Source organism: Cyanobacteriota bacterium (genome assembly GCA_027618255.1).
In the GTDB taxonomy this organism is placed as follows: domain Bacteria; phylum Cyanobacteriota; class Vampirovibrionia; order LMEP-6097; family LMEP-6097; genus JABHOV01.
Genome location: JAQCFG010000028.1, coordinates 1 through 24548, shown reverse-complemented (window position 1 = coordinate 24548; position 24548 = coordinate 1). Strand labels below are relative to the sequence as shown.

General features: G+C 38.6%; 22 protein-coding genes. 14 read left to right on the top strand and 8 right to left on the bottom strand.

Translation table 11 applies throughout. From position 1 onward, the window contains the following. The 8 genes from O3C63_05315 to O3C63_05280 all read left to right on the top strand — a co-directional run. Positions 1 to 462, top strand: a 462-nt coding sequence (locus O3C63_05315) for a hypothetical protein (GenBank protein ID MDA0772344.1), incomplete at its 5' end; no start/stop codon positions are given. Positions 463 to 493: 31 nt separating this feature from the next. Then, positions 494 to 1195, top strand: a complete 702-nt coding sequence (locus O3C63_05310; protein ID MDA0772343.1) for a Bax inhibitor-1/YccA family protein — start codon at positions 494 to 496, stop codon at positions 1193 to 1195. 172 nt (positions 1196 to 1367) lie between these two features. Beyond that, positions 1368 to 2540 carry a transcription termination factor NusA gene (gene nusA / locus O3C63_05305; protein ID MDA0772342.1) on the top strand — a complete coding sequence of 391 codons (1173 nt, stop codon included), beginning with the start codon at positions 1368 to 1370 and terminating at the stop codon, positions 2538 to 2540. Positions 2541 to 2790: 250 nt separating this feature from the next. After that, on the top strand, positions 2791 to 5310 hold the full coding sequence (gene infB, locus O3C63_05300; protein MDA0772341.1) for a translation initiation factor IF-2: 2520 nt from the start codon (positions 2791 to 2793) through the stop codon (positions 5308 to 5310). Positions 5311 to 5633: 323 nt separating this feature from the next. Continuing rightward, positions 5634 to 6020, top strand: coding sequence for a 30S ribosome-binding factor RbfA (rbfA, locus tag O3C63_05295; protein MDA0772340.1), 387 nt, complete (start codon positions 5634 to 5636; stop codon positions 6018 to 6020). Continuing rightward, entirely contained in the window at positions 6007 to 7047 is a 1041-nt protein-coding gene (gene truB / locus O3C63_05290) for a tRNA pseudouridine(55) synthase TruB (GenBank protein ID MDA0772339.1), read from the top strand. The genes rbfA and truB overlap by 14 nt, the downstream gene beginning before the upstream one ends. Then, positions 7048 to 7911, top strand: a complete 864-nt coding sequence (locus tag O3C63_05285; GenBank protein ID MDA0772338.1) for a helix-turn-helix domain-containing protein — start codon at positions 7048 to 7050, stop codon at positions 7909 to 7911. A gap of 3 nt (positions 7912 to 7914) precedes the next feature. Further along, the gene (locus O3C63_05280; protein ID MDA0772337.1) at positions 7915 to 8370 is read left to right on the top strand and encodes a hypothetical protein; all 456 of its coding nucleotides are present in this window, start codon (positions 7915 to 7917) and stop codon (positions 8368 to 8370) included. Positions 8371 to 8467: 97 nt separating this feature from the next. On the opposite strand, the gene O3C63_05275 is transcribed toward O3C63_05280, so the two are convergent. After that, complete coding sequence (locus tag O3C63_05275; GenBank protein ID MDA0772336.1) at positions 8468 to 9607, bottom strand: type II toxin-antitoxin system HipA family toxin; 1140 nt, start codon at positions 9605 to 9607, stop codon at positions 8468 to 8470. Beyond that, positions 9604 to 9894: a helix-turn-helix transcriptional regulator gene (locus O3C63_05270; protein MDA0772335.1), complete on the bottom strand. Its 291-nt coding sequence runs from the start codon at positions 9892 to 9894 to the stop codon at positions 9604 to 9606. Before O3C63_05270 ends, O3C63_05275 begins: the two co-directional genes overlap by 4 nt. 404 nt (positions 9895 to 10298) lie before the next feature. Here O3C63_05270 and O3C63_05265 point away from each other — a divergent pair, with 404 nt between their 5' ends. Next, the gene (locus O3C63_05265) at positions 10299 to 11141 is read left to right on the top strand and encodes a hypothetical protein (GenBank protein MDA0772334.1); all 843 of its coding nucleotides are present in this window, start codon (positions 10299 to 10301) and stop codon (positions 11139 to 11141) included. Positions 11142 to 11255: 114 nt separating this feature from the next. Here the strand turns inward: O3C63_05265 and dnaK are convergent, their stop codons facing one another. Next, positions 11256 to 13166: a molecular chaperone DnaK gene (gene dnaK / locus O3C63_05260; GenBank protein ID MDA0772333.1), complete on the bottom strand. Its 1911-nt coding sequence runs from the start codon at positions 13164 to 13166 to the stop codon at positions 11256 to 11258. A 121-nt stretch (positions 13167 to 13287) separates the two neighbouring features. Here dnaK and ssb point away from each other — a divergent pair, with 121 nt between their 5' ends. Beyond that, on the top strand, positions 13288 to 13647 hold the full coding sequence (gene ssb / locus O3C63_05255; GenBank protein MDA0772332.1) for a single-stranded DNA-binding protein: 360 nt from the start codon (positions 13288 to 13290) through the stop codon (positions 13645 to 13647). On the opposite strand, the gene O3C63_05250 is transcribed toward ssb, so the two are convergent. Beyond that, a complete protein-coding gene (locus tag O3C63_05250; GenBank protein ID MDA0772331.1) occupies positions 13644 to 14963 on the bottom strand; it encodes an ATP-binding protein in 1320 nt (439 codons plus the stop codon). The two genes, ssb and O3C63_05250, sit on opposite strands and share 4 nt — an antisense overlap. A 77-nt stretch (positions 14964 to 15040) precedes the next feature. Continuing rightward, the gene (gene acpS, locus O3C63_05245; protein ID MDA0772330.1) at positions 15041 to 15421 is read right to left on the bottom strand and encodes a holo-ACP synthase; all 381 of its coding nucleotides are present in this window, start codon (positions 15419 to 15421) and stop codon (positions 15041 to 15043) included. A 95-nt stretch (positions 15422 to 15516) separates the two neighbouring features. On the opposite strand from acpS, the gene dapB reads away from it, so the two are divergent. Further along, positions 15517 to 16317 carry a 4-hydroxy-tetrahydrodipicolinate reductase gene (gene dapB, locus O3C63_05240; protein MDA0772329.1) on the top strand — a complete coding sequence of 267 codons (801 nt, stop codon included), beginning with the start codon at positions 15517 to 15519 and terminating at the stop codon, positions 16315 to 16317. Positions 16318 to 16398: 81 nt separating this feature from the next. Next, complete coding sequence (locus tag O3C63_05235) at positions 16399 to 16944, top strand: hypothetical protein (GenBank protein ID MDA0772328.1); 546 nt, start codon at positions 16399 to 16401, stop codon at positions 16942 to 16944. A gap of 38 nt (positions 16945 to 16982) precedes the next feature. Here the strand turns inward: O3C63_05235 and O3C63_05230 are convergent, their stop codons facing one another. Continuing rightward, positions 16983 to 21230 carry a DUF4011 domain-containing protein gene (locus tag O3C63_05230; GenBank protein MDA0772327.1) on the bottom strand — a complete coding sequence of 1416 codons (4248 nt, stop codon included), beginning with the start codon at positions 21228 to 21230 and terminating at the stop codon, positions 16983 to 16985. Between the two features lie 402 nt (positions 21231 to 21632). Between O3C63_05230 and O3C63_05225 the strand changes: the two genes are divergently transcribed. Then, positions 21633 to 22031 carry a hypothetical protein gene (locus tag O3C63_05225; protein MDA0772326.1) on the top strand — a complete coding sequence of 133 codons (399 nt, stop codon included), beginning with the start codon at positions 21633 to 21635 and terminating at the stop codon, positions 22029 to 22031. A gap of 86 nt (positions 22032 to 22117) precedes the next feature. Here O3C63_05225 and rpsP read toward each other — a convergent pair whose 3' ends face one another. Further along, complete coding sequence (gene rpsP / locus O3C63_05220; protein MDA0772325.1) at positions 22118 to 22618, bottom strand: 30S ribosomal protein S16; 501 nt, start codon at positions 22616 to 22618, stop codon at positions 22118 to 22120. Positions 22619 to 22696: 78 nt separating this feature from the next. Further along, positions 22697 to 23176, bottom strand: coding sequence for a nucleoside-diphosphate kinase (locus O3C63_05215; GenBank protein ID MDA0772324.1), 480 nt, complete (start codon positions 23174 to 23176; stop codon positions 22697 to 22699). Positions 23177 to 23261: 85 nt separating this feature from the next. Between O3C63_05215 and mtnA the strand changes: the two genes are divergently transcribed. Then, complete coding sequence (gene mtnA / locus O3C63_05210) at positions 23262 to 24302, top strand: S-methyl-5-thioribose-1-phosphate isomerase (GenBank protein ID MDA0772323.1); 1041 nt, start codon at positions 23262 to 23264, stop codon at positions 24300 to 24302. Positions 24303 to 24548 lie beyond the last annotated feature (246 nt).

The window sequence follows — 24548 nt, the reverse complement described above, 5'->3', positions numbered from 1 at the left end:
CGTCCTGCTGATAATATTCCACGACCTGGCATATCTGTTACTGGTGACGCTGCACAGATAAACCCACCCGCTAAAGTAGTCAATAAACGCATCCCAGGACGCCCCAAATACCCAGTTTATGTTAGACCAAAACCAGCTCCAGGATCTTCAAACGAAGCACCAGCATCGAGAGCAAGAGAAAGGCAAATGAATGCTATTGTCAAGATCTTAAATCTAGTCAATGACAAGACTCATCATGCTGCTGATGAAGTGAATATGCTTGCTGATATTTTAGCCGAGGAAACATATAGTGAGGATCAGCTCAATCAAGCCAAAAATATTTTAGCTGATAGCTTAGATGGGCTAGTTAATGATCATGTTTGGAAGGTCATGGTGCAGCAAATACGAAATCGCGATATTGATTTTACGGATAGGTCAAATATTCTATTGAAACCATTGTCTCAATACTTAAAGCACAGGTGAAACTAAGCTTCATATATGATATAATTATCATATGAACAAAGCATACGACCCCACTGACACACAGGGTTCTGGACAATGGCTCCAGGCTGAACAGGGATTTGTTACCAGGGTTTTTAATTGGATGTTTATTGGTTTACTGGCGACAGCTGTTGTTAGTTTCTTGATTGTAACTAATGAATATATACTCAGAGCCTTAATGACAAATAGCTTATTAATGATTGGACTAGGGATTGGTTTACTAGCTATGGTATGGAACCTTAGTGCCAATATCACCAAGATGAGCCCGCAAGCTGCTGCCATGAATTTCTTTATCTACTCAGCGCTCAATGGTGCCTTTATTTCAAGTATATTTGTTATATATACTGCTTCTTCAATCTTTACTACCTTTCTTGTTGCCTCAGCGACTTTTGGAGCGATGGCTTTATACGGAGCTACAACCAAGAAAGATCTAACTGGCATTGGTTCACTGGCTTTTATGGCATTGATTGGTTTGATCATTGCTCAAGTAGTTAATATGTTTTTGCATAGTACTGGTTTAGCGTCTTTGATCAACTATGCTGGAGTTTTAGTTTTTGTGGCTCTGACTGCTTATGATGTCCAAAAAATCAAAAAGATCGGACAGCAAACAAATTATCATCCCAATATGGCTATACTTGGTGCATTAACACTTTATTTAGATTTTATTAATCTGTTTTTGTTTTTATTGAGAATCATGGGCAATCGCCGTAACTAGCTAGACAGATTGGATGCGACTAGTCTTTTGGAAATAGCGTTTCGAAACAGGTCTATTGCAAATACTATAGTAAATCGGGTATAATTTAAACGTAACCACTAATGCCTTTAAATGCAGCGGGCCAATGCCTGCTTTTTTATTACAAGGGGTATTTGGGCAGAAGGAAAACATTATGTATCAAGTAGGAACCAAATTAACAGAAGCAGCAGAAGAGATTGAAAAACTCAAGAATATCCCCCGGGATGTATTTATTCGCGCAGTTTGCGACTCAATTGCAGGCGCTTACCGCAAAAAAACCAAGTTGTTACCAACAGACTCTATCAATGTGCAACATGATGAAGAAACTGGTGAATTAGGTATCTTCGTACCAAAGACTGTGGTCAAAGTAGTCACTGACGAAAGCAGAGAGATTTCGTTAGCTGAAGCTCTTGAATATATTCCTGATGTCGTTGAAGGTGAGATTCTTGAATTAGATGTTACGCCTGAGGATTTTGCTGAATTTGGTAGAATCGCAGCGTCAACTGCAAAACAAATTATGACTCAAAGAATTCGCGAGGCAGAGAAAATGAACCTCAAGCAAGAATTTGAATCGAAGAAAAACACAACCGTCGCAGGTACTATCAAGCGTATTGAGTACACCATTCGTGGTCAACCCAACGTTGTTGTTGATCTTGGTAATTTCGATGTCCATTTACCAATGAGACAACAGTTACCAAAAGAGACCTACAAAGTTGGTAACCGTATCAAGGTTTATGTTTATGAATACAGAGAGGATCGTAGAGTTCCTTTGATTATCGCTTCACACACACATGAAGATCTTGTTAGAGAACTTTTTGAAATTGAAGTACCTGAAATTGAAGACAACACGGTTGAAATTAGATCAATAGCTAGAGAAGCTGGTCAGAGAACCAAAGTTGCTGTGATTTCGACTAGTGATGATATTGATCCGGTTGGAGCATGTATCGGTGCTAGAGGCTCTCGTATCCAAAATGTTTTGTCTGAACTTAGAAATGAGAAGATAGATATTGTTCGTTTCTCTGAAGATCCAGTGGATTATATTTCTAATGCATTGAGTCCAGCTGAGGTTATTACTGTAGCCTTATTTGACGATAATGAAGGCAGACGTGCTGAAGTTACAGTTGCGGCAGATCAATTATCTCTTGCTATTGGAAGAGGTGGTCAGAATGTGAGGCTTGCTGCCAAACTTACTGGCTGGAAAATTGACATCAAGGAATTAGCAGGTTCTGCAGCTCGGGTTGAAGAAGAAGTTAAAGTTGATGTTGATGAAGTATCAGTAGAAGCAGATGAAGTAGAACCAGTTGTAGCAGAAGCTATTACTGAATAAATGGAGGGAGTGGGACAAACAATTCGTAAATGTGTTGCCTGTGGGCTTAAACAAGATCGCAGAAACTTTATACGAATTTTACAAGATCACAGCACAGGTGAGTACATAATTAGACCAGGCGCTAAACAATTTGGAAAATCGGTCTATGTTTGTAAACAAACTCTGTGTATAAATAAACTAGCTAATCATAAAAGATACAAAGCTAAAATCAATTTCACCTTATTAGAAGGAAAGCTCGAATAAAAACAATATGGCAACTGCAGGCAAAATTAGAATATACGACTTAGCAAGAGACTGCGTACCGGAAAGTCTTGATGACAAGGTTCAAAAAAAAGTTCAAGCCGAATTAACAAGAAGAATTATAAATCTTGCTGTAGAATACGGAGAAAATCCCAAGACTGCATCAAGCTCCATAGACATTGGTGCATCCAAATCTATAATGGACCGAATTAATGTTGAGCAAATTATTGAAACGAGTTCTACTGGTACAAGTAATAAAAGCAAAACCGTTGTAAGACAAACAGCTATTGTTGAAGAAAAGAAAGAAGATAGCAAGCCTAAGCTCAAGATTGTCCGTCGTATCACCAAGGTAGAACAGGAAGAAGAAAAACAAGAGGAAGTTCAACCTGTTGTTGTTGGCGAAAATAAAGATACTGAAGAAGATGATACTGACGAAAGATCTGATGAAGAGATTCAATCAGACAAAAACTTTGGCGAGATGAAAGAAAATCTCCAAGGGATGATGCAATCTAATAAACCAGATTTCAATAAACCTGCTTCAATTAAAAATATAGGTAGAGTTAATTCTATTCCACTTAGACCAGTCAGTAGACCGAGAGTCACTGAGGGTGATGGAAATAGCCAGCCTTATAGAGTTGCAAAGCCAACTACAGTTTCTCAAGGAATGGGACGTAAGAAAAAACGTGGTCAAACCAATGACAGAGTGAGAACAACACGCCCTTCAAGAGTTGAGTATGTTGATGCTGGACCAAAAGAAGCAGTAATCACCAAGCCAATGACAGTTAGAGAGCTTTCTCAACAAATCAATATCCCAGAGACGCAAATTATTACTTACTTCTTTATGAAAAGCATCGTTAAGACTGTTAATGACATGCTTGAAAAAAGTCTTATTGTTCAATACTTGGAGTCTATGGACTATGTTGTGCATACTGAAGAGGATGATGAGGGACACGTTGAACTTAAATCCAGTCTTCTTGAAGATGAGACTGAAGGTAACTTAGAAAAACGTCCTCCGGTTGTTACTATTATGGGGCATGTTGATCACGGTAAAACTACTTTAGTTGATACGATCCGTAAGGCTAAAGCCAAAGTAGTTGATCAAGAGTCTGGTGGAATTACTCAGCACATTAGCACTTATAGAATAGAGGCTGAGGATTTTGATGGTAATATGCGCAAGATCACTATCTTGGATACGCCTGGTCATGAGGCTTTTACTGCGATGCGTAAACGCGGGGCTAATGTTACTGATATTATTGTTTTGATTGTTGCTGCTGATGATGGTGTTATGCCACAAACTATTGAGTGTATTAATCACATCAAAGAAAGCAAGATTCCTTTTTTAGTTGCTGTTAACAAGATTGATAAGGATGGAGCTAATGCAGCCAAAGTTCTAGGTCAACTTGCCGAATATCAAATTATTACTGAAGAGTATGGTGGTACAGTTGAGTGCGCCAGAATTAGTGCTTTGAAGAATGAAGGGATTGATGACCTTCTTATGAAAGTGATGCTGGTCGCTGATGCCGAGCTTGCTGACAAAATTAAATCTAACCCAAATAGACTTGCTGTTGGTACTATCATTGAAGCAGAGCTTTCAAGATCGAAAGGCCCTCTAGCAACGATGCTTGTACAAAACGGTACCTTACGTATTGGTGATTACATTGCAGCTGGTGGCGTTTGGGGAAGAGTGAAAGCGATGATCGATGAAACTGGAACTTCAGTTAATGCTGCAGCGCCGAGTACAGCCGTTACAGTACTTGGATTGTCTGGTGTACCCAAAGCTGGAGATTCTTGTCGCGCCTACAAAAACATTAAAGAAGCTCGCAACTTTGCTGAAGATCAAGCTCAAGAAGATCTTGATGCCAAACGATTTAGAGGTATCTACAACTTTGCTTCTGAGATTAAAGAAGGTCAAGTTAAAGAGCTTAGAATTATTATTAAAGCAGACGTACAGGGTTCTGCTGAAGCAATTTCTCATGAAATTAATAAATTGTCGAGTAGTGAAGTATTGGTTAAACCAATTTCCATTGCATCTGGTTCAATTACATCTAATGATATTATGCTTGCTGAACAGACTGGTGCTGTTGTAGTTGGTTTCCACGTTGGTGTTGATACGGCTGCTACTGCCAAACAAGCAGAAAAAGCCAAGGTCATTATTAAGTCCTATGAGGTTATTTATAAACTAACTGAAGATCTTGAACGTGCTGTTCTTGGTATGCATGAACCAGAATACGAAGAGCAAAAGCTCGGAGAGATTGAGATCCGTCAGATTTATACAATTGATGGACGCAATATTGCTGGCTGTATGGTAACCAAAGGTAAAGTGGTTCGTAATGAAATTGCACGTGTAATGAGAGACGGAGCCAAAATATACGAAGGCAAGATTGATTACTTGCGTAGGTTTAAAGATGATGCTAAAGAAGTTAAAGAAAACTTTGAGTGTGGTCTAAGTTTTGAGAAATACAATGATCTTGTTGAAGGTGATATTGTTGAATGTTGGACTGTTAAAGAAATCGCTCGAACCAAGTTGTAAGCCTGTTCAATAGACTTGTTTTGAAAGTCTGAATTATCTCCAAAGGCAACACGCGCATTCCGCGCGGTTGCTACCTTTTTTTGAGCGACCTGTACATCGAAACCGAAGGTTTCGTGTAATGAGGTCTTACAAAAGACCCAAAATCGAAGATTTTGGTAGAGTTCAGAAAATTGCATCGCAACTGTCTAGACATCTCTTTGTACTTCTTGAACAAGTTTATTTGCTATAATGGTAAACTTCATCCCCTCTTTTGGGGAAGATTTTGGCTTTCTATATGAAGATGTTCACCCCGGATTATAGAGAGCCGTTTTTAAGGAAGGACCATGAAAAGCTACGAACGCAGAGAGAAAGTTGCCCAAGCTATTAAACGAGAGGTTGCTTTGTTGATTCAACAAGGTGCAGTTAAAGATGACAGAATGGATAAATTTGTATCAATCGTTAGTGTTGATTTAAATCAGTCTTTGAGTAGTGCCAGGGTTATGTATTCAGTCATGGATAATTCTGGTGATGGTTTAGATCACGTTGGTACTAAAGCAGCATTGCAAGGCAGTGCCGGTCATATGCGTGGTGTGGTTGCAAGAAGACTCAATCTTCGTTACGCCCCCAAGTTGATTTTTATTGAAGTAAGTTCATTATCCAAAGCAGTTGATATGGTTGACTTGATCGATAAAACAGTTGCTAAGGATGAAAGTCATCATGGCGAACAATAATTTTGACCATCAGCTCAACGGTTTTTTGATAATAGATAAACCAATAGACTGGACTTCTCATGACGTGGTTGCCAAACTACGGGGCATACTCCGCACAAAGAAGGTTGGTCATGCTGGCACCTTGGATCCCTTTGCTACAGGGGTTTTGCCAATTGCCGTTGGTTCTGCAACACGTTTGATTCGATTCCTTGCAAAGACCAAGCGCTATCTTGCTGAGATTGATTTGCGTAATACAACTGACACTGATGATTTGACTGGTGAGTTTTTAAACAAAGCAGAAATCAAATTAAGCAAAGAAGATTTGCTGGAGAAGTTAAAATCAATGGAAGGAGAGATTGATCAGATACCTCCGCTTTACAGTGCCAAGAAAATTGATGGCAAAAAACTCTATCAACTTATGCGCGAAGGATATGAAATTGATCTTGCCGATTTGAAACCATGTCGTGTAAGAATTAATTCAATTGACTTACTTGATTTTGATTATCCATTTGCCAAGATTGAAATGAGCTGTGGTGAGGGTACCTATGTACGTTCTGTAGCAAGGGATGTCGGAGGACATTTGACTAGTTTGAGACGACTCGAATCTAATAATTTCACGCTTCAATCTGCTTATAGTTTGGATGATCTTCAGGCGGAAGGTGTTGATTTACACAATACAATATTGAGCCCGGTGGATTACTTAGACCTGCCTGAGTACTTATTTGACAATAAAGACGTGATTGCACTGCAACAAGGGCAAAAAGTCACGATTAAAGAACAGGATCTTAGTAGATTTATTGCAGAAGACCCCTTCCTCTCTACTAACGGAACTAATGCTTCGCACCGTTCCGACCTTTTTTCTAGCGACATCACTAGCAAAACAGGGTTTTGCAGGATGTCTAGCCAATTTAGTAATAAATTGATTGATTTAGAACAAGGTGAACAATATCTTAAGTGTCTTGACTCAACAAAAGAGCTGATTGGACTTGCTAATATTGCTAAAGAGAACGGAAAGGATTTTGCGGTTCAACCTAAGGTAATTTTGTAAATGCAGAGCCAAGCAGCAATAGAAAGAATAGGTAATGAGATTAAAGCGGCTAGAAAGCGATTTAATTTGAGTATCGAGCAACTTTCTGAGGAGTCCAAAGTTTCAATTAGTCATATACGCAATATTGAAGAAGCGAATCTAGCTGCACTACCAGAAGAAACTTATTTAATGGGTTTTGTTAGCAAGATCTTGAAAACGCTCAAGGTTAAAAATATCAAAATCGTATTGGATTACCTGAGACAAGATGCTGTTGATCTGGTGATTGAAGAAATTATTAATGATAGTGATATTAATCAGCAGCCCAAGCCATGGAGTTTCCAACTCACTAAATATCATATCTATACTTCTATGGTGATTGTGCTTGCAGCAATGACTTGGTTTGTTTTTGATTTGTCAATGAAGAGTAAGCCAAGAGTCAAAACTAAATCGACTATTATACTCAAGACAAAACCGTTGCAAGAAGAACTGAGCCTGGTTGAGGATAGTCAGGAACCGGATTTCCTTGCTGGTATTGGTGAGAAACGTGTAGACGTTGAAGTCTTGGATAATGCTTGGTATCAAATTATTGGAATTAATCAAGATCAAGTTTTGTATGAAGGTGATGTTTATTACGATAAAGGTGATAAGCTTTTTAGGTTCTTTGATGACACCGGATTTGTTTTAGCTACTGGTAATGCTGGTGCTTTTAAAATCACGGCAGATGGAAACAATTTTGTTTTGGGGCAAACTGGTAAAAAAATCCAATGGTTCTATCCAGATTCTATCAAGGATCTATACTTAGACAAATTTACCCAGGAACCAGTAAAGGAAGAGACGACGCGAAGAGCCAAACTCTTTGGTAGATTCAGAAGGACAAAACAATAAATTATGGATCCGTATTTTAAGCCAATATTAATTTCAACTGCATTAGTAATTTTGCTCAATACTATTTTTGTCTTGCCTATTCAAGGTGCCCCGCTTTTTTGTTATTTTATTGGTGGCTTAGTTGCAGTGATACTTTTTAAAAAAGAACTCAAAGATAAATTTGAAGACGTTAAAACAACTGATGCTGTGATTCTGGGTATTGGTACTGGGATTGTGGTTGGTGCCGTTTTGACAATGATCATTGCAATCAAGTTGCAAGATGTTGATGTGCAAAGATTTGTAATTGATAGTATCAATGAAGCTATGAAAATGCGTACTGAATCGGAGTTTCAAATGCTCGAAAACCTTGGACCGGGTTTCTATCTGGTCACATCTATTGTGACTATCTTTATATGTTCTTTAATAAGCCTTTTTGGTGGGCTTGCTGTTTTGCCTTTTGTGAATAAAGCCAAGAGATAGTAGACCTGTTTCGAAACAAAGTTTCGATGTACAGGTCGCTCAAACAAAGGTAGCAACCGCGCGCAATGCGGTCAATTTAAGGATCATAGGTGTTAACTTATTTGATTGCAGTCTTAACTTCTAAAAAAATCTCATCTGCTCTGGACAAGTCAAAATCTTCAGCTAAACTCATTAGTTCTTTTTTGCCTGGGTTTTTTCCTTCTCCTGCAACTAACATACTATGCTCGCTGGCTGGCCCATGTGAATAAGTCAAATCATAAGCAGGTGCAAACTTCCATTCTCCTTCTCTGCTCATAATGAAGGAAAAATTTTTGCTATGATCGTCACGGTTGTGGGCTAGAACATTGAATACTGCTAAGCGATAAACTTTCTCTACTTCACGTATATCTTTTGTTAGAGCGAAAGTTAGCTTTAGTAAGTTTTTGTAATCTAAACTAGGGTAATGATGGTCAGCGTGCAATAAACCTGATGCAGTGTGTATGTGTAAACGTCTACCTCTTTCTCTATCAAATCTCTTTACCCCAAAAAATTTTTTATTAAACAAATAGGTTTCAGGCATCTCTATACCAGCTGCTTTTGCCATCAAGCTGTATTCATATTCAATTTTGCCTATATCCTCACGATCATTTAAGGCTGGAAACTTAATCAACCAATGTTCATAATCATTTGGCAAAACTATAGAACCATGTATTAGGTTCTGTTTATCGGGACTAATCCCTACTGCGATTTTGGGTCTGGCTCCACCAGCTGAAGCATTAAGGCTCAGCAGATCATAGATGGCAGTTTCAACATTTCCCTCTAGAGTGAGTAAAGATTCTCTGGCAACAGTTTCTATATCTATGCATTGGTTTGGAATAGCATAATCAGTATAATCAGGTTCATAACTTAAACATCCCATTGCAAAGGAACCCACATAAGCTAGCCTATCAAGAACAGTCAAATTTTCTGGTTGCACATTCTGTGACCTTAGTCTTCTATCAAGTAAAAGTTTGCCCCAAGCATCTGGTAGACTGTCATTAAAAACCCCGAACAAACCTTCAAAGATATAATCGTTATGACTTTGTACTCCTGCTCTTGCAGGCAGTTTGAAGGGGGAAATCTCTAGATTTAAATTCAAAAAATCATCATCGTACTCAAAATAAATTTTTCTATCACTAATAGCAAGTCTTCCGATGAAAAATTTTTCATCACCCCAGTCAAGGAAAACATTGAGTTGTTTTATTGTTTTGAACTTCATTTTCTCATTCCCCTCTCTCTTCTTTTATCATTGTCAATAATTTCATCAAGGCTTTTTAATTCTTTTGCTTTGAAAAGAGATTTGAAATCTTCTAAGGCACCAAGTACTTGAGCTAACTTTAATAAAGACTCCAGAGAAATTTTTCCACTCGCTTCAAAACGTTTTAGACTGGCTAAGCTAACTCCTGATCTTTTAGCTAGCCCCTCTTGGCTTAAGTTTTGTGACAAGCGCAAAGCTCTTGCTTGCTCTTTGATATCCAGTAAAATATCCCCAAAGTGATTTAAAATAAAGGACAATATATTAGCTCCTATTGGTATTATACCACAGTAATAGCTAATTTATTAACTTTTATCTGGCTAGTATCTTCGTCCATCTTCAAAACAAGTCTAATGATAATGCCGACTTTTGCAAAAGGTCTATTGACTTTCGAAACAAGTCTATTGAATACTAGCCTCGAAATTCCATCTGGATATTTAGCTACAACTTTATGGATGTACTGAAAAATAGACTTTCTCGCGCCTTATGTGACACGTGCTCTGCACGGTCACAACCTTTTATCATGGACCCGACTAGAAAAACTACGTTTTTCAGCGTGTCCTTATGACTAGTCAAGCGGACATGAAGGATCGAAAAGAGTTTACAAATAGTGTAATACTCGTAGCCTTAACTTTAACCCTCTAAAATAGTCCCTGTGCTGATTGGCTGGACTATTGCAAAATATTTTGAGAAGTTTTTAAATTCGTTTTCTTTACGGCTTTGTAGTGGCTGTAGTAAAGTCTACGCCGATGATTACTATTGTGAGTTTTGTTTTGAGCGGCTCAAGTATTCTTGGTTGAAGCAAAACTACTCACGTAAGTATTTGGATTTTGATTATCAAGAGCTTGAAGCGATTCTTGAGGAGAATTTTTATCCACGAATTTATAAAGCCACTAAGTATGACGATGCTACTAAAGTCTTGATTCGACATTTTAAATATCGCAAGCCTTTTCTTTCGGAGTTTTGGGCTGGGTTTTTATATGAGTATTGGACTTTGCATGCTGATTGGATACTGAGTGAACTTAGTATTGGAGATATTGAGCATTATAAATCTGATGATTTGCCTGTGTCTAAATTAGATATTTATATTAGTGCTGTGCCAATGTATTCAGGGAAGCAAAAGAAGCGTGGCTATAATCAGGCGGCGTTATTATCTAAGGACTTTGCTGTGGTTTTTGACTTAAGTCAAAAATACTTAACGCAAACAGCTCATGGACTAGTGCAATTGGAGCTTGCTTCGGTTAATTTTGTACCAGATTTGCTTTTACGAGTCAAAGACACTCCAAGTTTGTTTAATAAAGCCAAATATGAGCGTCTAGAAATTGTTAAAGATGCTTTTGTTTTTGACTTTAGTTTGCTGCCCGAAACTACTAACGAGCAACTAGTTTTGGTACTAGATGATATTAGTACTAGCGGTGCTAGTTTTATGGAGATTGGCAAAGTGATTAACCGATCTGGTTATAAAGGGGATTTGGTTTTTTTGAGTTTGTGTGGTTAGTCACCTAGGAGCGTGTCATCCAGCCCAACTTTACTAAATATAAAGATATCTATTTATCAGTTATTGTCATTAAAACTAAATCCTTGCAGTTGGGTGCTTCTGCAATACGCTAAATTAATCTACTGAAGTAGCTTTAAAATCCGCATCAATAACATCATCATTGGCTTGACTGTCATTTGATCTATCATCAGCTTCTGGACTCTCTTGAGCATGAGGAGCTAGAGCAGTATTAAATGCAGTGATTGCGTTTTGAATATCAATTGCTTTGGCTTTGATATCCTCAGTTGAACCATTGTCCTTGATTAAGTTACGTAAGTCTTCTGCTTCAGACATCAGTTTGCCTGATACTTCTTGAAGTGCAGCAGCATAATCTTTGTCTTTATGCTCTTTGATAAGTCTTTCAGCAGCATAAACAAGTGAGTCAGCCTTGTTGCGCTCTTCTTGCTGATCGCGGAATTGTTTATCCTCATCAGCCTTGGCTTCAGCTTCTTTGATCATCTTATCGATATCACTATCAGTGAGGTTGGTTGAAGCAGTGATAGAGACTTTTTGTTCTTTACCAGTTGCTTGATCCTTAGCTGAAACATTGAGAATACCATTGGCATCAATATCAAAAGTAACTTCGATCTTAGGCACACCACGCGGAGCAGCTCCAATATTGTCTAGGTGACAATCACCAAGTAATTTATTCTCTGCTGCTTTGGCTCTCTCACCTTGATAGATCTTAATGTCTACTCTAGTTTGGTTGTCTTCAGCTGTTGAGAAGCTTTCTGATTTTTTGGTTGGGATAGTTGTATTGCGCTCGATAAGCGTAGTCATGACGCCACCAAGAGTTTCGATACCAAGACTTAAAGGAGTTACGTCTAATAAAACTACGTCCTTGACATCTCCAGCAAGTACTCCACCTTGAATTGCAGCACCAACTGCAACTACTTCGTCAGGGTTGACGTGTTGGTTTGGTTCTTTGCCAGTGATGGTTTTAACCATTTCTTTGACAGCTGGGATTCTAGTCGATCCACCAACAAGAATAACTTCAGAGATTTCAGAGATATCAATTCCAGCATCTTTGATAGCTTGGTTGAGAGGCTTTTTGATATTGTCGAACAAGCCTTGTGAAAGATCTTCAAACTTGGCTCTGTTGATTTTCATCTCCAAGTGTTTAGGACCACTAGCGTCAGCAGTGATGAAAGGTAAGCTGACAGTGGTTTCTGTCAAGTTGGAAAGTTCCATTTTGGCTTTCTCGGCTGCTTCAGTAAGACGTTGCAGAGCTTGCGCGTCTGTGCGAAGATCAATGCCGTTTTCTTTTTTGAATTCATCAGCAATGTGATTAACTAAAATAAAGTCAAAGTCATCACCACCAAGTCTTGAATCGCCAGCTGTCGCTTTAACTTCAAATACTCCATCTCCAAGTTCAAGAATAGAAACATCAAAAGTACCACCACCTAAGTCAAATACCAGAATAGTAGATTCTTCTTTTTTGTCTAAGCCGTAAGCCAAAGCAGCTGCAGTTGGTTCGTTGATAATACGAAGAACTTCAAGTCCTGCGATTTTACCAGCGTCTTTGGTTGCCTGTCTCTGACTGTCATTGAAGTAGGCAGGTACCGTGATAACTGCTTGTTCGATTTTTTGACCGATATAAGCTTCGGCGTCTTCTTTAAGTTTACGTAAAACTTGTGCAGCTATTTCTTGAGGTGCTAATTCATTTCCATCAACCTTGATGTTGACAGAGTTGTTTTTGCCTTGAACTGTGTCATAGGCAAGATTGGCTCTTTCACCGGTGGTCTCTTCCCAAGTGTGACCAATAAGTCTTTTGGCACTGTAGATAGTTTGTTTTGGTTTAAGCACACGTTGTCGTTTAGCTATTTGCCCAACAGATTTGTCTGCTCCTAAAAATACAACAGATGGGGTTGTTCTTGCACCCTCTGAATTAGGTATTACAGTTGGCTGACCTGCTTCCATAATTGCCATACATGAATTGGTTGTACCTAAGTCTATACCTAATACTTTGCCTTTTGTGCTTGCCATAATGTAGTTATTATATCAAAATCAACATTCCGAATATCAGATTTAAGGTTAAAAAAACCTTTTGTGTATTACACCATCTTGGCGATATTTTTAGATTTGCTGTGCTAAAATCAAATCTATTATGTCAACAAAAGAAATTAACCATGTAACTTTAATCGGTAGAGTCGGCAAAGACCCAGAACTTAGATATTTTGAATCAGGTTCAAGTATGGCAAGTTTTTCACTTGCTATTAATCGACCAACTAAAAATAAAGAAACAGATTGGTTCGATATCAAACTTTGGGGTAAGCAAGCTGAGATCGCTGGTGAATACGTTCGCAAAGGATCATTGATCGCAATTGTAGGTCAAGCTGACTGGGATTCTTGGAACGACAAAACAACTGGTGACTTGGTTACTAAGCCTGTAATATCAGGTAGTGAGTTGCGTTTGCTCGGTTCAAAGGCTGATAACGCTGCTTTTACAAATAACGCTAATAATTAAACACCTAACAACGACAAAAATGCTTTTGATTTTTGTATCTGTTCTTTTTGGCTAGTAGTTCTTAGTTCTGAACTATTGCTGCGCTCTTTATCGTTATTTAGATTGGTGAATGATTGTTCTATGTCAGCAAGACTAAAGTCGATTGCTGAAGCTGATTGCTGCGCGCGCGATTCGGCAATAAAGAAAGCAGCCTTGACTGCAGATTCTATATCACGTCCAGTGAAGTGAGCAAAGTCCTTAGAGAGAAGTTCTCTAAGTTCTTTTTCGTGTGATTTTATTTTATTGGTTCTCTCTTCACTTAGTCCAAAGTCTGTAAGCTTTTTGTAGAGAATCTTGAGTTGCATTTCTATATTTGGAGCAGGCACACTGCATAGTATCGAACGACTTTTGATGGCGTTGTCTAGTGAGTTTGCAGTATTGGTTGCAAGTATCACTTTGACTTTGTCACCGTGTTCGTTAAAATTTTGAATGAAGGTGTTGGTGATTTTGGTTTGGTGTATAGAGCCGCCTGTTGCATTATTTTCTGGTCGCGGCATTAAAAGTGCATCAGCCTCATCAAAGAAAAGATAGGCACCTATTTTTTTGGCTAGTTTGAATTTGGCTGCGATTTCTTTTTCCGATTCACCAACATACTTCGATTCGATTTCATTTACGTTAACTTTGATAAGTGGTTTTTTGGCAATGGCTGCAACCCCTTCAGCGATTGCTGTCTTGCCGGTTCCTGGCGGCCCATGGAGGATTAATAAATTGCCATTGCTGGTACCAACTGTTTTGCCTAGCTCTTCAGTTTGCAGTTCTGATTTGTAACCAAGAAATTGTTTGATCTTATAAAAAAGATTTTCTTGGGTCGCTTTATCAAAGACTAGATCCTTGTTGAGATTGACTTTGGGGTCATGATCATTTAGTTCTTCGTTTTTGCGATTGAGCCATGGTACTAATGCTTTGGTGTTTAGTTTACTAATGAGTATCGGTGCAATTCCATAGAGTACTGAACCGAGCATACCAAATCCTGTACTAGCTGCAATAGTAGCTAGTACCAGTCCGGCTAGAGGTGACAGTGCATCGATAGTTTTGCTAATTTCATTATTGAAAATCTTGAGAGTTTTTTTGTAGAATTTTTGTTTTGAATTGAGTTCGGGTTCTTTGATTTTGTGTTTTTGTTCACTTAAGCTATGAAAATCAAATATCGAAGCTGTATCTGTTTTCGTGGCAGCAGAATCTGCTTTACTAGGGGCTGTGGCCCTAGCCACTGTATTTACTGGGCTATTGCTTATTGGATTCACTATATCGATGACGACAAAAGATATTGACGCCATACATATTATGGCTTATTTGGGGTTGATCGGTCAATACTCAATTGGGCGTAGATTAAAGACTTTGCGGAGAGTCTGGGTTAAGAAGAAGAGATGGCGGTAGCTAAGACCATAATATCCTCATGGCTTATTGATACTTGAATATCTTTAATCTCAAGCTTTTCAGCTAATTTAGTGGCTTTCTCTGAGAGTTTGACTAGTGGTTTACCACTAGGATCTCTAATAATTTGAATATCTTGGAAGCTGAGCTCCTTGCCGATACCAGTGCCAAATAATTTGGCAATTGCTTCTTTGGCTGCATAGCGTCCTGCTAATCTATGAATAAATAGTTTTTTGGATTGTTGCGCTAAGAGATCTTCTATCTCTTCTTTTGTAAGAAGGCGCTGCAAAAATTTGGCGCCGAAGCGCTTGTAGATCTTTTCGATCCTTGAGGGGTTGCAGAGGTCGTTTCCAAGTCTCATGAGTTCTGGATTGCCACGCCATTTTTAATGGCTCGCAATGACGGACGGCTTGTCGCGTCGTAGCAAATGCGAAGACGGATGCTAACATATATATTATGCCACAACTGCAAAAAGCTCGAGTAATAGTCGCCGGCGCCTTAGGTAAAATGGGTAGGTCAGCTGTTGAGACTTTCTTAGCTAATTCAGATAGATTTGAACTAGTTGCTGCTTTAGTACGTAAGCTAGGGGATGTTGATGCTAGTACCAAAAAAGAATTTGAAGCTCATGGTGTCAGATTAATCGACAAGCTTGAACCAGAGTTACAGAAAGGCAATATTGATATTTTAGTTGAGCTAACAACACCTGATAGTGTTTTTCATAATTCCAAACTTGCTCTTAACAACGGTGTTAGACCGGTGATTGGGGCAACCGGTTTAAGTGATGATGATATAAATGATTTAACTAGACTTAGTTTAAAGAACTCACTTGGAACTATCATTGCACCCAATTTTGCCATTGGAGCGATTCTGATGATGAAATTTGCAGCTCAAGCTAGTAAGTACATGGATAGGTATGAAATCATTGAAAAACATCATGAAGCCAAAATCGATTCACCTTCTGGGACAGCAATTAAGACTGCTAAATTAATTAGTGAAAGTGCCGGCAAGAAAAAAAACAAAAGTCCGCATGCTGGTGAAATCTCGCGTGGTGAGTTGCATTATGGTGTGCCAATTCACAGCCTGCGCTTGCAGGGCTATGTAGCTAGTCAAGAGGTGATTTTTGGTGGTCAAGGACAGACTCTTACTATTAATCATGAGACTATTGATAGATCTAGTTTTATGCCAGGGATTTTATTAGCTTCAGAGAAAGTGATGGACTTGGATAGGTTGGTTTATGGGCTGGAGAATTTGATTTAAAACCCTTGACTTGCGCGCAAGATAAATGATAATCTCTACTTATGAGCAGCAACTACGAGTATTCCAAGCCTTTCTGCTTTAGTGGCAGCAGCTAGAGCGAAGTCAATTAATCTTGCTAGAGCAATTGATGAGGCTAATGGATTTATTGATATACCAAGACAAAGCCATGAACTACCTTTACTCAAGCTAGCTGATAGAGAGAGTCATGAGTTGATAGCTCTTCACGGTGATAGTCTTTCGCCATTTATGAGCGCTGAAGCTAAGTCAGTTGTTGCTTTAATTGATACTGTAATTAATACAGATGGTAATTTAGGAATTGCTGTTGAAAAAAGCGATAATGGTTTGGGGGTTGGTAATAGAGATCCACTCGGTTTTGGAGAATATGCTCAGCAGATCTTGAGCTTTAAAACAGAAGATGGTTTTAGTTTTGAACGTAAAATTGTTTATGATAATGAGAAAATGGCTCAAGTTGTTTATTCTGTAAAGGGCAGTGATGGAGAAGTTGTTGTTATTAACCCGTATGATCCGAACTATACTGTAATTAATTACAATGAAAATGGTTCCAGTCAAGCATTAGTCGCAGCTGAAAGTCCAACTGGAGATTATGAGAACATGATAGTTCGTTAGGAGTCTTTGTCGTCCGATAAAGCTGCGGTTTGAGAGTACTAGTCGATCTTAGTTATCAGTTTTGCTAACTCTTGCTCTGCATTCCTAACCCAATCTCTTGCCCATATTTTATGAACATTCCAGTTAAGTGATTTGAGTACTTGTCTACGCAGGCGCTCTCTGTCACGAGTGGTTTTGGCTGATTGATAGATCTTACCATCAGTTTCAATTGCTAGTATGAACTGATCTGGATTTTGTGGGTCACGGATTGCTATATCAATTCTATAATCAGAGGAACCTAAGAAACGTTCGACTTGGTAGCCTCGGGCTTCTATAGATCTGGCTATGGATTCTTCGATAGAACAAATACCGTCTGAATTGCTAGACTGGATTGCCTCGCCTGAGGCTGGCAATGAAAGTTCGTTTGCAGTTATTAATGATGTCTCTCCGGTTCTAGAACTCATATATGCTTCTTCAGTAAAGCCAAGGTATTTCTTGAGTAGAGTGGCTCCTTGAGCACTAGTACGGCTAAGGTCAATGTCAGAAGAAGTAATAGAACTAAAGACTTTGAGTTTGTTTCTAGCTCTAGTGATTGCAACGTTGAGTCGTCTATGCCCACCATCACGATTAAGTGGCCCAAAGTTGTGTGAGAGATTGCCTTTGCGGTCTCTAGCGTAACCGATACTAAAGTAAATCACATCACGCTCATCACCTTGTACATTCTCAAGGTTTTTGATAAACAAAGAGTCAGTGCGCTCTTCATCCAAGAAGCTTTGGTTTTGTTCTGGGTTTTTGCGTAATTCTTTTGCTAGTTCTCTTTCGATGGCAAATTGCTGGGCTTCAGAGAAAGCAATAACACCAAGGCTGGTTTCAGGATTCTTGGCATAGTGCTCAATGATAGCTTCAGCTACTCTTGCTGCTTCTTTGCGGTTAAACCTTGAGCCTTTTTCGTAATAACCCTTGTCTATTAATTCAAACTCAATTCCATAATCGTCAGACTTTGCAATTGGAGAAGGAAAAGTGATTAATTGATTGTCATAAATATGATAATTAGAAAACTTGATTAAATCCTCATGACGACTGCGATAGTGCCAATTGAGTGTGTGACTGTCAAGGAAGACTGAACACTCGTCAAGTACACTCTCGAAGTTGTTGTTTTCGTAGTCATCGTCATCATTGTCAATTTGGCTAAAGAAATTAGTTGGAGGTAATTGATTAGAGTCACCAGCTAATATAAGTTGCTTACCTCTATAAATAGAACAAATAGCATCTTCGGTTCTGATTTGTGAAGCCTCATCAAAAATCACCAAGTCAAACTCAACGAGTCTGTGGTCATTATTGTTTTTTTTGACTTCGATTAATTGAGAAACAGAAAGTGGGCTCATCATCCAACAAGGCTTGAGTGTTTGCAGGAGTTCTGGAATCTCTTGTATTAAGAGTCTAGCTGGCTTGTGTTTCTTCTTTTTGTTAAGCTCGTGACTAAGAACTTGCAAGTCTTGTTTATTGAGGATATTGGAAGCAAACTCTATCCAGTTGAGTGACAGTGATTTACTAACTTGATATTGGTTTTTTGCTTGCAACTGTAAGTCAAGATTGGTGAATTTATCAATAAGTAGTTGTTGTGCGTCACCACTGAATTTGCGCATCTGTGGGTTCTCAATCTCAATTTTGTCAGCCCAGAGTTGGTAGAGTTTGCGCAAGAATAGAGATTTAATCATTCCCGCATCAATATTTTTTATTGGTGAATGGATTAATGCAGTAACAAACTGACCCATTCCTAGATTTTTGGCTTCTGTTTCTAGTCTTTTGAATTCTATCCAGTCTTCTATTTTGGTGATGTTGGTTATTAAGTCTTCAAGATGATCTGATAGTTCAGAGAAGCTTAGTTTATCAAAGTCTAAATTAGGATTAGGGAAAATCGTTTTGTAATATTGTGAATGGAACTTCAGTAATTCATATGCTTGAATTAGATCCTTGGCTTGTTGCTGGAAATCACTAAAACTATCTTCTTCTGTGTTCTCTGAAACTACTTCAAGTAAGGTGTTTGGTAAGCTCCCGTCACCAAATTTACCCATTACCTTACGCACCCAATTGATTGCAGTGATAGTTTCATTCCAGTCAGTATCAAACTCATCATAAAAATCACCAAGAGCAAATTTGAGCTCGGTTTCTTCTTTGGCTATTTCATTTGCTTTTTTGTCTAATTGGGCAGCATGTTCAAGGTCGCGAATGATCGAATCAATGCTCTTAGCTTCGTTGTAGACTGACATCTTTTTGATTTTGTCGACTGTCTGATAGTAATCAAAATTGAGGAATCTGAATATCCCAGTGAATTTCTTGGTGAATTTAGTTATTAGTTCTTCGTGATTTAATTCCAGAAAGTCAGGATTGTATTTACCAAGTAATTTGGTCTTATCCATGGTGTATTCTTCATGCTCAATCTTAGCTTCAATTGTAAGTGTTTGCACGTCGTTGAGTTTAGTGGGGTTGAACCAATCCTTCTTAGGAAACGGAGAATCGATTGCTAGCTTGGAGGCTTCAGCGAGCCACTTGAATTCTTTGATATTGGTCACTTCACGAGCAAAATATTTCTGTGCAATTGGATTAGCGTAGTCTTCTAGTCTTTTGAGGATATTTTTAAATTCAATGAAATTAGTTTTGATTTCATTTTCTAGTTCAAAGCTGAGGTTTTGCACGTCAGCGTTACGCCAAATGAAATTACCATAGTCATTAAGAATCTCTTGTTTGCAGGCAAGGTCTTTGAACCAATAATCAAGCTGGGAGAGCTTACGCAAGTCTATTTTTTCTATACTTGGAACTGTAAATTCAATTCCTTCAGCACCAGCAAGTTTCATCTCAAGGTCACTTAGCTCACCATAAATCTCATAAAGGCTCTTGCTGATTGGCTCACGTATCTTGTGCAGTTCATCAATCCCTGATTGGATTTGTTTTTTGACTTTGTTTATATCATCAATAAAAACTGGACGTTGAGAATCCATTGCCAGCGCTTTAATTTCATCAACTGAAGTTTTGAGTTTGTGGATAATTTCTGATTTTTTCTTTTGAGAGTTATGTAATTCAAGGCAAAAAAGATCGAGTTTACTTTCTTTGAGTCTATTTACAACAACTTCAAGAGCCGATTTTTTTTCGCTTACAAAAAGGATTTTTTTGTTTTGTGCAAGTGACTCAGCAATAATATTGGCTATGGTTTGTGATTTGCCGGTACCAGGAGGTCCTTGAATAACAAAGCTCTGACCGGCTTTGGCTGCATTGATTGCTTCTTCTTGACTACTGTCAGCATCAAGAATTTGCATTGAATGATTGGCATCCAGTTTACTATCAATTTGATCTGCTTTAACCAGAAACTCTTGCTTGAGTGGTTGAATTTTGCTAAGTTCATCTGCTCCGATAAGCTCTCCAGAGATTTGTCTTATAATCGGATGATTTTCAATTCTCTTCTCGTTCTCTTCTATATCTTTATAGAGTGAAAGTTTGGCAAAAGAAAACAAGCTCAAACATGATTCGTCAATCATTATCCAGTTTATGTGATCCTTGGTTATATAGGCTTGAATGCGGGCAATAGTTTCCTCAAGTTGTTCTATGTTTTCAATTTCTTGCAACTCTTCTTCAAAACCACTAAGGTCTATACCGTAGTCTCTATCTAGTTTGTAGGCGAGTGTCGGATTTATTCGAATCTCGTCTTCAACCAGGTTGAGCTTGAATGCGCCATTGAGTCCGCGTCTATCAAGATTGACAGGCAACAGTAGTAGCGGTGATTTTGCTATGTCTTCTATATTGTTGGCTGTTTTGGGTTTCCATTCCAAGAAAAAAAGTGTGAGATAAAGTATATTAACGCCGGTTTCTTGAATGCTGGCTTTGGCTCTGGTTTTGAGTTTAGAAAGACATTGATCAAGTGATTTAAGATCTTTATTGGTTTGTAGTGCACTACTTAAGTCGAAGTCAATATCAATTGCCATGGGAGCGTCAAATGACTCAATATCTTCAAAGCTCATGCCTGGCTCTAATGAGTCATCATTCATGGGGATTTCAGTTGCCCCATCTGTGCCAAGTTCATTGGTGTTGAAAGCGGTAATCGAATGTTGTAAAGCAAGTGACTTTGATTCAAGTACTAGTTTTTTGAATACATCTTTGGGATCTTCAGTAAATTCAATTGTCATGCTCGGGCGTGGTTTGAAAAACAAGAGTTGATTTCTCTTGCTGAAATCGATAAGATGCTTTTTCCAGTTCTCAAGTTGTGACTTGATTTTGGATTGTTTGAACTCTAATGAACTGTGGTTAATCGCCATAAAAAAAACGGCAAAGCTATACCTTGCTATAAATAAGAGACTTTAGTTTTTGGTCTTATGTTCCATTATTAATATTATTTAAGGACTAATAGACTTCCTGCGAAAGTTCCCTTTATCTTTACTAACGGAACTCGTGCACCGCACCGTTCCAAGCTTTTTTGTGTCGACATCACTAGACATCCTGCAAAACCCCGTTTTGCTAGTGATGTCGCTTTAAAAAAGGTAGCAACCGCAACGAATGTTGCGTTTGCTTTAAGGATAATTCCGGGTTTTGCAGTATGTCGAATCTAAAAATTCTTTGTACGAAAGCTTTACAATTTCATGTATGTATATTAATATGATATCAAAGGTTATGAAATTGTAAAATCCAGAGGATTTTATTCATATTTTCAACTCTATAAAATGGTATCAATTGGAAATTTAACAGCAAGGCAAGCAGCAGTTAGTAGTGCACACGGAATTGGCTTTGTTGTTCGGAAGATTCGTTCTATGGTATCAAAGGTTTATAATGGCTTGCGGACATGGGGATCAGGCAATAGTCGATCTACTATGCAGCACTTAAGTCGCCCAAGCGTTAATAAATCAGTATTGAGTAGAGCTAGCCAAGGTTCTAAACCCAAAAATGGAAGTTCAGCAAGTGCTGACAATAACAATGTGACTCAGAAGCCTGGTTCAATCCCTACTTCAGAGAGGACGAATACAATGCAAATAATTTCTAAGATTCGTAAGGACGGTCCTGCAAAATCGGGATCAAGTCCAGCAAGTAAAGCAGCAGATCCTGTTAGGTTATTAAGTGTGTAATTTAGTTAGCTTTGGAGAGAATTGTGACTTGTATTAGACTTGTTTCGAAACAGGTCTAATAAGTAGACTTGCAGTCTAGTGAATTGTTAAGCAGCTGGTGTTTCTTCAGTTGTTGCTTCTTCTGGAGCAGCTTTAGCTTCTTCTGCTGCAACTTTGGCAGCTTCTGCTTCAGCAATCTTGGCTTGGGCTTCAGCAATTTTGGCAGCTTCAGCTTCTTTAACAGCGTTGACTTTTGCTTCAGCATGTTTTTTCTTAGCTTTGGTGTTTTTTGTTGATTGTGCAACTAATTCTTCTCTAGCTTTGACTTTTTCAGCTCTGTCTTTAGCTTTGTGTTGGTATGGACCACTTACTAAATCATGAATAGGCTCTCTTTTTAGTACTGAGCTAACTGATTCAGATGCTTGCGCTCCTACTGTTTGCCAGTACTTGGCTCTTTCTGTATTTAAAACTAGCTCCTTGCTTTTTGGATTGTAAAACCCTAGTACTTCTACTGGTTTACCATCTCTTTTGCAAGACTTTTCTAGTACAGATATTCTGTACATAGGTGCTTTTTTCTTGCCAAATCTCTGAAATCTAATTTTTAACATACTCAGTGGACAATTTTAGCTTAATCTAAGCTAAAAATACAAGGTTTTTTATAAAGAATTTGTATTAATCAGAAGTGTCTACGCAGCCGCTTGGCAAAGCTCTCGGCTTTTGCTTGCAGGATCAGCAATCTCGCTAAATCTACCTTCGGGGAAATGGATTTTAACCTCACGCTCGGCTGAGCCTGGCTCTGTATCACTGCCGTGTATAGCGTTATCACCTATGTGTTTGCCGTATTTCTTGCGTATTGTACCTTCAGCAGCAGCACTTGGATCAGTTGCACCCATTGCTTCTCTTGCTTTCGATACGATATTTTCGCCTTCCCAAACCATTCCAAGTATAGAACCAGCTGTAAATGATTCGATTAATTCAGGGAAAAATGGTTTGTCGCTAAGCGCTGCATAGTGCTCTTTTGCTAGCTCTTCGCTTGGTTGATAGCTTTTCATTGCCACGCATTTTGCGTCAGGAAGTAATTTGCTGAGCATTGTTATTATTCCAGTGGCATCACCTCTAGTGTATGCTTCTGGTTTGATTGCTAAAAAAGTTTGTTGTGTATTCATGAGCGAAATTATAGCAAACCGTTACTTGTTTATCACCCGGTGTTAAAAACGTAACGGTTTTGACTTGTGATACAATTTTATCTTGATGCAGGTTCTAGAAACTAATACGAAATTCGATACGATTCGACCTTTAGCTTGGGATAGTGATTCTCAAACTGTTAGCTTGATTGATCAAAGAGAGCTGCCTTATGAATTGAAGCATGTTCAAATTCAAGACCATCAGTCTATGGCTGAAGCTATAAAAAACATGACTTTGCGCGGGGCGCCTTTGATTGGTATTGCCGCCGCTTACGGAATGGCGCTTGCTGCAAAGGCTGGAGCGGATCTTTGTGAGGCTGATGCCTTATTAAGATCAACAAGACCGACAGCAGTGAATTTAATGTGGGCGCTTAATCAAGTGCAAGCTGTCATTAAAGGCTGTGACTTGGATGATCCAAAAACTATTTATCAAAAAATACTAACTAAGGCTCATTGGATTTTAGAAGATGATATCCAAAGATGCAAAGTGATGAGTATGAATGCTGCTCAGTACATTAAATCTAAGCTGAGAAGTAAATCCGTTATGGCTGGGCTTCAGAGATACCGGGTTCTGACTATTTGTAATGCTGGAGCGTTGGCTACAGGCGGCTATGGTACTGCGCTTGGTGTCATAAGAGAACTAGCAAAAGAAAATCTAGTTGAAATGGTTTATGCTTGCGAAACGCGTCCACGTCAACAAGGTTCTAGATTGACTGCCTGGGAAATGTCACATGATCAAATCCCTGTGACTTTAATTAGTGACAATATGGTTGCTCATGTGATGAAACAAGGGCTAGTAGATTTGGTAGTTACTGGCGCTGACAGGATTGCAGCCAATGGAGATGCTGCAAATAAAATAGGTACTTATGGAGTGGCAATTCAAGCTAAGTTTCATGAGATCCCTTTCTTTGTGGCTGCACCCAAGAGTACTTTTGATATGAGTCTTGAGACCGGTGACTTGATTCCAATTGAAGAAAGATCAGCAGAAGAAGTTTCGTATATTAATGGTAAGTCCATCACGGCAAGCACTGGAGTTGAGTTTTTTAATCCTGCTTTTGATGTGACGCCGAGTGGGTTGATTGAAAGAACCTTTACTGAAGAGGGGTGATCCTTAGTTATTTTGATTACCTTTGTCATATTTAATTTGGTAACAAGTAAAACCCTGCAAATTTTAGCGAGCTGAACAAATTCTTAGTCAAAGTTCGTAGACTTTTTGCTTGGCACTGAATACCCATAATTAGCAATAAATCAAAGGTAGTCAAAACAACTATGAATTATCCTGCTCTTAAACCAAGGCAGTCTCTAGCAAGGAAGTCGCAGTCATTTCTTTTGGTTTCTCCAGATCTAAGTAGTC